The sequence below is a fragment of the Sphingopyxis sp. LC363 genome, assembly GCF_000756385.1.
In the GTDB taxonomy this organism is placed as follows: Bacteria; Pseudomonadota; Alphaproteobacteria; order Sphingomonadales; family Sphingomonadaceae; genus Sphingopyxis.
In genome coordinates this window covers 1-10870 of record NZ_JNFC01000051.1, presented here as the reverse complement: position 1 = coordinate 10870, position 10870 = coordinate 1, and the positions used below count along the sequence as shown (strand labels likewise).

The following is a 10870-nucleotide window of genomic DNA, read 5'->3' as shown; positions in this document are numbered from 1 at the left end:
CACGACTCAGATAGGGCGGGAACCCCCCCGCGTGCCCCTCCACCATGCTTCGCATGGTCCCCCTCCCCCAAGGGGGAGGACCGTCCGCTCCCCACCCCAAAACCGCTCTCCTCCATAAGGAAAGGGCCTGTCGCGACAGTGCCCGGCCGCGGCAGGCCCTTCCTACGCCCTCCCCGGCTTTGGGGAGGGGGAGAGACGGTCAGAACTGGCCGCGCAGCGTCACGCCATAGGTGCGCGGCTCGCCGGGGAAGCCGACGAACAGCTGGTTTGCGGTCGCCGGGAAGCCCAGCGCCGCGGGCGCCGCGACCGAACGGAATGAGCCCGATCCCTGGAGCGGCATGTCGGCGCCGATCTGGTAATATCGCTTGTTGAACAGATTCTGCCCCCACAGCTCGATCCCCCAGCGCCGGTCGCGGCCGTACAGCCCGATCCGGCCGTTGAAGACCGCGAAGCCGTCCTGGATCTTTTCGACATCCAGATCCGACCCGGTGTTGGTGTCGCTTTGCAGGCGCGTGTCGAAGTAGACGAGTGCGCTCAACCCGCTGTCGCCGATCGGCGGGGTCCAGCTGATCCCCGCGGTCGCGACATATTTGGCAGCGTTCGACACCCCGCGCCCGGGCAACTGGAACAGGACTGGCGACAGCGCCCGCCCTCCAGTGCCGACGAGGTTGCGGCGATAGAGGGTGTCGACATAGGTCAGCCCCATATTGACCGAGAGATAGCGCGCGGGACGCAGGAAGGTCTCGATCTCGAACCCCTTGGCGACGACGCCGGGTTTCAGCCGGTCGGACGCGCAGGCGCCGGTCGCGGCGCTGTTGTCGATCGGCCCGGTCCCCAGATCGTCCTTGCACGCCTGGATATTGGTAACCTCGAAATTGACGCCGTTGAAGGTGTTGAGCTGGTAATTGCTATATTCCTGATAAAAGGCCGCGAGATTGACGTCGACGCCGGGGCCGTCCCATTTGACGCCGAGCTCGTAGGCGTCGACCTTCTCGCTCGCGAATTGCAGGTCGCTCGCTTCGGGCCGCGCGTTGCCGGGCGTGTTCGCCGGCCGCGCGAGCAGCGCGACGCAGGCGGCATCCTGCGCATCCGATCCCGCGGTCGTGCTGCACGGCCGGTCGAGCGCCGAATAGTCGAGATTGAAGCCGCCCGCCTTGTAGCCCTTCGACGCCGAGGCATAGACCAGCCATTCGGGCGCGGGCTTCCAGCTCAGCACCGCAGTCCCCGTCCACTGGCCTTCGCTGAATTTGGTCCCCGGCGCGCCGGCGACGATGTCGGGCGCGGTGCCGTTAATGACACACGCGAGCGTCGCCAAGGCTTGCAAGGATGAATTGACGATCGCCGGACAGAGCGTGTTGGTGAAATTGGCGTCGCCGCTCAGCGTCTTCTTCTCGTGCGTGTAGCGCGCGCCGACGGTCAGCGTCAGCGCATCCTCGACGATGTCAAAGCTGTTGTGCGTGAAGATCGCATAATTGGTGCTGCGCTGGGCGAAGGTCGATCCATTGTTGCCGGTGCCGTTGAGCGGCGCGGCGCCAAGCAGCGCGGCGATGCCCTGAAATCCGGGGAAAGCGGCGGCAGGGAGGTTCGAACAGGTCGCCGAAGCCGGATTGAGGTTCGCGGGCGACAGCGCCGCCGCCGCGAGGCAATTGGCATAGCGCTGATAGTCGGCGCCATAAACGATGTCGTCGTCGACATCGAGCTTCTCGTTCGCATAATAGCCGCCGACGAGCCAGTCGAGCCGCCCGTCGAACGCCTCGCCCTGCAACCGCAGTTCCTGCGTGAACAGTCGGAAGCGGCGATCGAGGTCGGTGCGCCGCAATATGTCGAGCGCGCTGAAATCCGAATCCTGCCCCTGCGCATTCTTGTAGTCGCGATAGGCGGTGATCGAGGTCAGCGTCGCGGCGCCGAAATCCCAGTCGAGTTCGCCCGACACGCCCCAGTCCTTGGTGTCCGACCGATAGGTGACGCCGGGGGTGGTCGACTGGCGGCGAACGAAGCTGTCGCCCGCCGGCGCGACCTGATGGTTCGCGCCGAGGAACTGGAGCAGCGGCAGCAGCGTGTTGGGCGAGGCGACGGGGACGCCGTCGGGCCCGCGCGTCAGGCTGCGCACGGGGTTGAGGAGCACGCCGCCGCAGCAATTCTCGTTGCGTTTCGAATAGTCCGCGATCAGCCGCAGCGTGATATTCTCGGCGGGTTCGAGCAGTAGCTGCCCTTTGACCAGCCAACGGTCGCGGTCGTTGATATCGGGCTCGCCCGCCGTCGCATTGTCGATGAAGCCGTCGCGCCGCTGCCATACGCCGTCGACGCGTAGCGCCGCCTTGTCGCCCAGCGGCGCGTTGATCATGCCGTCGACGCGCCAATAATCATAATTGCCATAGGATATCGATCCCTTGGCACCGAACGCCGAAAGGTCCGGCCCCTTGGTGACGATGTTGATCAGCCCCGCGGTCGAATTGCGGCCGAACAGCGTGCCCTGCGGCCCGCGCAGCACTTCCACACGCTCGATATCGCCGAGCTCCGACAGGCCCACCCCCGTGCGGCTGCGATAGACGCCGTCGATGAACAGGCCGACCGAGCTTTCGAGCCCCGGATTCTCGCCGACCGTGCCGATGCCGCGGATGCGCGCGGTGAAATTGACCTCGCTCGTCGCGCCCGACACGAGCAGCGACGGGGCGACCTGTCCCAGCGCGCGCACGTCGGTGGCGCCCGTCTTTTCGAGCGTATCGCCGGTGACGGCGGAGACCGCGATCGGCACGTCGGACAGCGCCTCGCTGCGCCGCGTCGCGGTGACGATGATCGTGCTGTCGTCGGTTTCGGCGCCCTCGGCGTCCTGCGCCATGGCGGGCGCAGCGACGAGGCCGAGCGACAGCGACAGCCCGGCGGCGCTGGTTCGCAGCAGACCCGCGGCGGTGCGGCAATTGTTTTTCATGAAATGGCCCTCCTCTCACGATCGTTCGTTTATGCGGGGGAGAGCGGTCTTTTGTTTATGACGCAGGCGTATCACGACTTGCGCGCGTCATGCCAGCGCGCCGCCGCCGACCTGACGTCATTCTGCCGGGCGCGCGGCTTTTGTGTCACAGCTGTCAGATGTGACGGGTTGACTCGCCGGAGCAAAAAAAGGGGCGGGTCCAACGGCCCCGCCCCCTCGAAAATCATGCGATCATATGCGATCAGAATTTGCCGCGCAACGTCACGCCATAGGTCCGCGGTTCGGCGAGGAACTGCGAGAACAGCTGGCGACCGCCCGGATATTGCGGGTCGGCGAACGCGGTGCCGGTCGAGGTGCCGCCCTCCTGGAACGGCGAGTTGAACGCGACCTGGGCATATTGCTTGTTGAAGATGTTCTGCGCCCACAGCTCGATGCCCCATTTCTCGTCGGGACCGCGCACGCCGAGGCGGGCGTTGAACAGCGCATAGCCGTCCTGTCCCTTTTGCGGGAACAGGTCCGACCCGGTGTTATAGTCGCTGGTCATGCGGCCATCGATATAGACGAGGCCGGTCAGCCCGCTGCTGCCGATGTCGGGGGTCCAGGCGATGCTACCGGTCGCGACCAGTTCGGGCGCGTTCGACAGATTGTTGCCCGGCAGCAGGCGCAGCGCCTGATCGAGCGGCGCGCCCGAATCATTGCCCACCAGCTGACCGCGATATTTGGTCTTCGCATAGGTCAGGCCGGCAGTCATACGGAAGCTGCGCGCCGGAACGAGCGAGGCTTCGAGTTCGAAGCCCTGCGACCGGACGCCGTGGCTGACGTCATCGGTGGGGCAGGCGCCGGTGGTCGCCGCGGCGGCGTTATAGTTCGGCGCGCCGGTGAACTTGCTTTGATCGCGGTCGCCGCCGGCGAGGTCGCTGTCGCAGCCGTTGATGTTCTGGACGAGGAAAACGGTGCCGTTGAACGTATTGAGCTGGAAGCTCGAGAAGTCCGACCGGAACAGCGTCAGGCCGAGGCCGAACGGACCGCTCGAATATTTGGCGCCGATTTCATAGCTGTTGACCGTTTCGGGGTCGAACTGCAGCGCGCCCACCAGCGACTGCGCCCCGCCGACCGCCGCAAAGGGCAGGATCGGCGATTTCAGCGCCGACCGGTCGAGGTTGAAGCCGCCCGCCTTGTAGCCGCGCGAATAGCTCGCATAGACCATCAGGTCGTCGACCGGCTTGTACGACAGGATCGCCGTGCCGGTGAACTCGTCCTCGCTCCGCTTGTCGTTGATCGACACACCATTGAGTTCGGCGGTCGAATTGCCCTGACAGCTGAGGCCGATGAGCGCGCCTGCGAGCGCGCGCGCCGTGGCGTTCGTGCTCGAAAGATCGTCGAGCACCAGCCCCTGCACGGTGGTGCAGACCGTGTTGTCGTTGGTAAAGCTCGCCGAGAATTTCTTCTTGTCGTTGGTGTAGCGGAGCCCGAAGGTGAAATCGAGCTTGTCGGTGATGTGGAAGATATTGTGCGTGAACAACGCCCAATTCTCGCCATTCTGGCGATAGACGTCGTTGATGCTACCGAGGTCGCTCAGCCCGTCGAGCGCGTTGAACGCCGCGAGAATATCGGGACCCGACGCGCCCGACGCGCCGGCGATCGTCGCCGGTCCGACGCCCGGGAAGACGCACAGGGGGTTGGTCGGCGAGTAAAGGCCGGCCAGACCGCCGCCCGAAATGATGCGGCAGGTCGCGAAGCGGCCATAATCCTCGCCGAAGCGCAGATTGTCGCGCACGCGCAGCTTTTCATTGGCGTAGAAACCGCCGACGAGCCAGTCGAGCTTGCCGTCGAAGGCCTCGCCCTGCAGGCGCAGTTCCTGCGTGAAGGTGTGGAACTGGCGATAGGCGTCGTCGTCGGGCGCGCGATATAGGATGTCGACCGTGCCATAATCGACGTCGCCCGCCTGGCTCGACCGATATTCGCGGTACGCGGTGATCGAGGTCAGCGTAGCGCCGCCGAAATCATAGTCGATCTGGCCCGAAAAGCCGTAATCCTTGGTCTTGCCGGCGAAGCTGCGGCCCGGGGTGACCGAAATGTCGCGGCTGTAGCCCTGGTTGAACGCATCGAGCGACTGGCCGAGATCGGCGAGCACCCGGACGATATTGTTCGTCGTCGGACTCGCGGGAACCCCCGGATTGTTGAGGTTGCCGATATAGGGGTTGACCGAGGGGCCGACATAGGTCGCGGCGCAGCATTCCTCGTTGCGATAGGTATAATCGGCGATCAGCCGGACCGACAGCGCGTCGGTCGGCTCGAACAGCAATTGCCCGCGCAGGAAATAGCGATCGCGGTTGTTGACGTCGCGGTCGTTCGCGGCGTCGTTGTAGAAGCCGTCGCGCTTCACCCACACGCCGTCGAGGCGCGCGGCGAGCGTGTCGCTGATCGGGCCGGTGACGCTGCCGCCGAGGCGCCAGTAATCATAATTGCCATAGGTGATCTCACCCGTGGCCCCGAACTGGAAATCGGGCTTTTTCGAATAGATGCTGATCAGGCCCGCCGACGAGTTGCGGCCGCCGAGCGTGCCCTGCGGGCCGCGCTGCACTTCGATGCGGTCGATTTCGCCCAGCTCGTTGAGGCCGATGCCCGAACGCGAGCGATAGACGCCGTCGATGAAGACGGGGACCGAGCTTTCGAGGCCCGGATTGTCGCCGACCGTGCCGATGCCGCGAATACGCGCCGAACCGTTCGCTTCCGAGCCCGTCGACGAAACGAGCAGCGACGGGGCGACCTGGTTCAGCTGGCGAATGTCGTTCGCGCCGCTGTTCTGCAGCGTTTCGGCGCTGACCGCCGAAATCGCGACGGGGACGTCGGACAGGAGCTGCGAACGCCCCTGCGCGGTGACGATGATCGGCGTATCGTCGCTGTCGTCGGTCGCGGCATCCGCGGCCGCATCGGCCGGCGCATCCTGCGCGAAGGCCGGGGCCGCGACCACCGCCATGGCGATCGAGACGCCGAGCGCGCTGGTGCGGAGAAAACGGGCAGCACGAAGGGAAGATGATTTCATATCGGGCACTCCTCTCAACATTTCATTATTTTTGTTGCCGGGGGAGCATAACTCAATTGCGCCTCCGATCCAGCCGAAGGCGCGTATTTGCGTCGTTTTTGAAGAAGTGATGCTTTTCGGTCACAGGCGGAAAAGCGCCTGTTCGAGGGGGCTTAACTCCCCGTCCGCCGAAGGAGGCGGCTTGCCGTAGCGTCATCGCGCCCCCTGCCGGCGCAGGGGAAGCAGAGGCGGCGACCGCGTGCGACGAGCATCGCTTCATAGGGGCCGTCGAAATTTTCGGCGATGACCGGATCCTCGGCGGCCAGACCGCCGGTCAGGCTGCCGAAAGCGGGCAGAATCATCCGCCGCGCGTCGCCCGCGAAGCAGGGGCGCGAAATCGGCCGGCCGCGAACGTTGATTCGCAATTTGGGGTGGAAATGTCCCGAGATTTCGGGTCGCGTCTCGTTCCTCAGGCTCTGGTGGCGAAAGACGATGCCGTCGACGGCGAGTTCGTCGGCGACCTCGCCGCCCCACGCGCCGCCGGAGAGCCCGTCGTGATTGCCGGCGATCCACAGCAGCCGCGCCGATGCCGCCTGTCGCGCCAATCGCTCCGCCACCGCCGGCACGATGCGCGCCGCGGCGTGACGGTCGTGAAAACTGTCGCCCAGACACCAGATCGCACGCGCGCCGGTCCCGGCGGCGAGCGCGGCGAGCCGGTCGAGCGTGTCGTGGCTGTCATAGGGCGGCAGCGGCTGGCCCAGCGCCGCATACCAGCTCGCCTTTTCCAGATGCAGGTCGGCGACGATCAGCGCGCCGTGGCGCGGCCAGAACAGCGCCCGGTCGGCCAGCATCTCGAACTGCTGGCCCGCAAAGGCAAAGGTCGGCGCGGCGGACATGGCGCCGCTATGCAGTCGCCGCCGCTCCGTCGCAAGCGCCTTCAGTAACGATCAGCAACGACCCAGTCGCGCCGAAGGACGGCTGCCTTGGGGTGGGGAGCGGACGGTCCTCCCCCTTGGGGGAGGGGGACCATGCGAAGCATGGTGGAGGGGCACGCGAGGTGTTTCCTGCCCTATCTGAGTCGTGCGGCTCCGCCTGTGCCCCTCCACCACCTTCGGTGGTCCCCCTCCCCGTGCCGGGGAGGATCGGCAGCTTCCGGCCGAAAACGGTCATATCGTTATCTGGTTTGCAAGGGATGTGATCGCCTCGAGAAAAGCCCTAACCGCCGATGCGTATCCCGTTGGCGGCAAAGCGCCGTCCCATATCGCGGTTCGCCCCTTCGGGCAGGTCGAACACGACGCGCTTGTTCGGGAAATCGATCTCGACGCGATCGAACAGCGACAGGCTGTCCATGCCGAGCAGCAGCGCCGGCCGCTCGACGAGGCCCAGCGCGCGGAACGCCTGGCTGTCGGCGAAGCTGACCGGCAGGTCGTTGACGTCCATGCCGTTGATCACGATGCGGCGGATCGCGGGGCGCACCGCCGGCACCGCCTCGCCGGTCACCGCGCCCAGCGTCGTCGGCAGAAAGGGCAGGCGGTTCGCGCGCTTCGCCGCGACCAGCTTTTGCAGCGCCATATTGCCGACGCTGGTCTGCGCGCCGGTATCGACGATGACGTCGATGCGTTTGCCGTCGAGCCGCGCGTCGGACAGGATCAGCCGCCCCGCCGAATTGCGCGCGGTGACGACGATCGCATCATTGTCGCGGATGATCGGGCGCGCGCGCCTGCGCGTCTCCAATATCTCCATCGTTTCCTTGCGGAAATCGATGAGCACGCGCCGCTCCTCGAGCATGTCGACCCCGATCAGCCCCGCGGCACCGATGTGGCGGCCGAAAAAGGCGGGGGCATCGACCGGAGCAAGGTGCAGGTCGGACATCCGCAGCGCCGCGACGCGGAAGCTCGGTACCACCGCCGACCCGCCGATCGTCGCGAGCTTGAGCTTGGCGCCTTCGACAAGTTTCAGCCGCGCGGCGAGTTCGCGTGCGATCACCGTGCGCTCGGCGCCGGTATCGACGAGGAAGGAAAAGGGGCCTTGGCCGCCGACCATGACCTGCACCGCCATGCGCCGCGTCGCGTCGAGGTCGAAAGGCTGGATGAAGGGAACGACGGTGACCGGCGGCGCGACCAGTTCGGCGGGCGGTGTCGGGGCGGCGGCGGGGGCGGGCGCGGGATTGGCTGGCGCCGGCGTCGCGCCAGAGAGCGGGGGGGCGGCGAGCAGCAGCGCCAATGGCACGGACCACCTGATTGCACGGGTCATCGCTGGCATCCTCAACTATCTTTGCGCCAGTCTACGCCTGTGCGGCCCCTGCGGCAAGCGACGCGGGGCCGGACGTCTCATTCCTGCGGGTCAACGCGCATCGCCTCCTCGGCCAGCGCATCGGCGAGTTCGCCGAGCAGCATGTCGTCGAGATCGGACGCCGCGACATTTTCGCGCCCGATCAGCACCAGCACGGGAATGGCGAGCGGGCTGATCCGGTCGAGCGTCCGGTGCAGCATCGTCCCCGCCGCGCGGTCGAGCAGGTCGCCCAGCCGCGCGACGTCGGTCAGCCGCTCGCGCGCGTCGGCCCAGGCGGCTTCGAGCAGCAGATGGTCGGGCTCATATTTTCGCAGCACGTCGAAGATCAGGTCGGTTGAAAAGGTCACCTGCTTGCCCGTCTTGCGCTTGCCCGGATGCTGGCGTTCGATCAGCCCGCCGATCACCGCGACCTCGCGGAAGGCGCGTTTCAGCAGGTGCGACCGCTCGACCCATTCGACGAATTCTTCGGACAATATCTCGGCGTCGAACAGATTCTGGGGGTGCGTCACGGGCCGCAGCGACCAGATCGCGATCGCATAATCGGAGGCGACAAAGCCCAAGGGTTGCAGCCCGGCGCGCTCCATCCGCTTCGTGATCAGCATGCCCAGCGACTGGTGCGCGTTCCAGCCCTCGAACGGATAGCAGACGAGATAATGGTGCCCTTCGTGCGGAAAGGTCTCGACGAGCAGTTCGCCCGGCCGCGGCAGCGCCGAGCGCAGCGCCTGCATTTCGAGCCAGAAGCGCACATCCTCGGGAAAGCGCGCCCAGCTCGCCGGATCGGCGAGGAAGCTGCGCACGCGGTCGGCGAGCCGCGTCGAAATCGCGAGGCGCGCGCCCATATAGCTCGGGATGCGCGCGGGGCGCGTCGTCGCGCGGACGATCAGGTCGGTGTCGCGGATCGCCTCGACCTCGAGGTTTAAACCGGCAAAGGCGAAGGTGTCGCCGGGGGTCAGCGTGCTGGCGAAATATTCCTCGACCTTGCCGAGCCGCCGCCCGTTCTTGAAGCGGACGTCGGCCATCGGCGCCTCGACGATGATCCCGGCGTTGAGCCGGTGCTGCGCGGCGAGCCGGGGGTGCGCGATCCGCCACCTGCCCGGCCCGTCGGGGGCGAGGCGGCGGAAGCGATCATAGCTTTTGAGCGCATAGCCGCCGTCGCGCACGAAGCCGAGCAGCCGCGCGAAAACCTCCGCATCGATCCATCGGTAGGGCGCGGCGGTGCGGATTTCGGCGAGCAGTTCGGCCTCGTCGAACGGCGCCGCGCAGGCGAGCGCCATCACATGCTGCGCGAGCACGTCGAGCGCGCCGGGGCGGAAGCGATCGGCGTCGCGTTCGCCCGCCTCCACCGCATCGAGCGCCGCCTGCGCTTCGAGATATTCGAAGCGGTTGCCGGGCACGATCAGCGCGCGGCTCGGTTCGTCGAGCCGGTGGTTGGCGCGGCCGATGCGTTGGAGCAGTCGCGAGCTTCCCTTGGGCGCGCCCATCTGGATCACGCAATCGACGTCGCCCCAGTCGAGCCCGAGGTCGAGGCTCGCGGTCGCGACGAGCGCGCGCAGCCGTCCCTCGGCCATCGCGGCCTCGGCGCGCTGGCGCGCCTCGCGGTCGAGGCTGCCGTGATGGATCGCGATCGGGAGCGACAGATCGTTGACCTTCCACAGCTCCTGAAAAATCAGCTCGGCGAGCCCGCGCGTGTTGCAGAAGATGATCGTCGTGCGATTCCTCGCGATCACCTCCATCACCTGATGCACCGCCCAGCGGCCCGAATGCCCCGCCCACGGCACCGCGCCCTCGGGCAGCAATATCTCGATATCGGGGTCGGCGCCCGCCTCGCCCTCGACAATGGTGACCGTGCCGGCAGCGGCGTCGGGGGCGAGCCAGCCGGCATATTGCACCGGATCAGCGATCGTCGCCGACAGCCCGACGCGGCGCAGGCCGGGCGCGATCGCTTGGAGCCGCGCCATCGCGAGGCTCAAGAGGTCGCCGCGCTTGCCCGGCGCAAAGGCGTGGATCTCGTCGATCACCAATGTCTTCACATGCGCGAACATCGTGAAGCTGCCGGGATAGGACAGCAGCAGCGACAGCGATTCGGGCGTCGTCAGCAGGATGTTCGGCGGCCGGCTGCGCTGGCGCGCCTTCTTGTCCGAACTGGTATCGCCGCTGCGGCTTTCGACGCTGATGTCGAGCTCCATCTCGGCGATCGGGCCGAGGAGGTTGCGCTCGACGTCGGCCGCGAGCGCCTTCAGCGGCGAAACATAGAGAGTGTGGAGCCGGTCCGACGGGTTTTGCGCGAGATCGACGAGGCTCGGCAAAAAACCCGACAAGGTCTTGCCCGCCCCCGTCGCCGCGACGAGCAGGGCGTGCTCGCCGCGCTCGCCCGCGCCGAGCATATCGGCCTGATGTCGCCTGAGCCGCCACCCGCGTGCGGCGAACCAGTCGGTGAAAGGGGCGGGGAGCGGCATGGGCGAGATGTGGCGCGGCGGGAGACGGGGGGCAAGTCCCTCGGCCTCTACGCGGTGCAAGGGATGTCCCCTAACGACCGGTTGCGGCCATTGAGAGAAGAAAGCCCCTCCCCTTCAGGGGAGGGGTTGGGGGTGGGGTCTATCGGCCTTGCGCAAGGCCGATAGACC

5 protein-coding genes are annotated in these 10870 nt (G+C 66.7%); all 5 read right to left on the bottom strand.

The features are described 5' to 3' along the window. Positions 1-199 precede the first annotated feature (199 nt). The 5 genes from FG95_RS16520 to FG95_RS16500 all read right to left on the bottom strand — a co-directional run bounded on the left by FG95_RS16520 (position 200) and on the right by FG95_RS16500 (position 10702). Positions 200-2929, bottom strand: a complete 2730-nt coding sequence (locus FG95_RS16520) for a TonB-dependent receptor (protein WP_037557309.1) — start codon at positions 2927-2929, stop codon at positions 200-202. Positions 2930-3170: 241 nt separating this feature from the next. Continuing rightward, positions 3171-5975, bottom strand: coding sequence for a TonB-dependent receptor (locus FG95_RS16515; protein WP_037557308.1), 2805 nt, complete (start codon positions 5973-5975; stop codon positions 3171-3173). A gap of 152 nt (positions 5976-6127) precedes the next feature. After that, positions 6128-6850, bottom strand: coding sequence for a ligase-associated DNA damage response endonuclease PdeM (pdeM, locus tag FG95_RS16510; RefSeq protein WP_037557307.1), 723 nt, complete (start codon positions 6848-6850; stop codon positions 6128-6130). Positions 6851-7169: 319 nt separating this feature from the next. Continuing rightward, a complete protein-coding gene (locus FG95_RS16505; protein ID WP_037557306.1) occupies positions 7170-8207 on the bottom strand; it encodes an aspartyl protease family protein in 1038 nt (345 codons plus the stop codon). Positions 8208-8284: 77 nt separating this feature from the next. Beyond that, positions 8285-10702 (bottom strand): ligase-associated DNA damage response DEXH box helicase, encoded by a 2418-nt coding sequence (locus tag FG95_RS16500; RefSeq protein ID WP_037557305.1) that lies wholly within the window; start codon positions 10700-10702, stop codon positions 8285-8287. Between the last annotated feature and the right edge of the window lie 168 nt (positions 10703-10870).